Origin of the sequence: Lewinella sp. (assembly GCF_050633125.1) — a bacterium.
In the GTDB taxonomy this organism is placed as follows: Bacteria; Bacteroidota; Bacteroidia; order Chitinophagales; family Saprospiraceae; genus Lewinella.
Genome location: NZ_JBOEFX010000235.1, coordinates 1 through 761 on the forward strand (window position 1 = coordinate 1; position 761 = coordinate 761).

1 protein-coding gene is annotated in these 761 nt (G+C 46.3%); it reads right to left on the reverse strand.

The genetic code is table 11. The annotated features are described in order from the left end of the window. Positions 1-761 (reverse strand): GEVED domain-containing protein (locus ACRBG0_RS28575; protein ID WP_431490232.1); only part of this gene is annotated, 761 nt, incomplete at both ends.

Consider the following 761-nt stretch of genomic DNA (forward strand, 5'->3'; position numbering starts at 1 on the left):
CGGAATCACAAGATCTGCTGTTTGCGTCAGGATGAATAATGGAATGTTGTTTAAGTCCAGTCCGTCTTCATCATCAGGATCGCTACTTGGAGTGGCTGCATTATCATCACCACCTGTAATCCCCGCATCATTAGAGGGAGTAGCATCTTCCTCATCATCTACAGCCAAACCCATTTTCAGAATCACCTCATCCTGTTCGTTAGTAAGCACGCGGTGCCTTGCACCATCATCATCAGAAAGTGTTTGGTAGTTGGCCGGCACACCAGGAGCATTGGGGTCCCCACTCGTTCCAGGGCCGTTATCTGGCAAATCACCATAGTCATAACCAAGTACCACTACAATTTCATGATCTTCAACTTCACCATTAGGAGCAGGACCAAATGGGCTCCTTACTGCATCCGTATCGGTACTAAGACGAATCCGTAAGCCTAGGTCATCATTTAAAGTTGCTGTCGTTGGAGGAACAACATTTTGGATCGTAACACTTAGCGCTCCATCAGGAACATCAACACTATACATTTCGCTATCACCACCAAAATCGCCGTCGTTGTTCCAATCGACAAACATTACCAACTCTGCTAACTCGCCCATCATATTCATTACCGGAATCACAATATCCTGTGACTGGCCAGTTATGAAGGTCAAGTTCGATACATCCAGACCATCATCATCATCATTGCCATCGGCATCATCACCAGAGGCGTCGTTACTAACTTGGCCATCCACATCTGCATCAACACTAGCGCCAATCTTCAACGTAA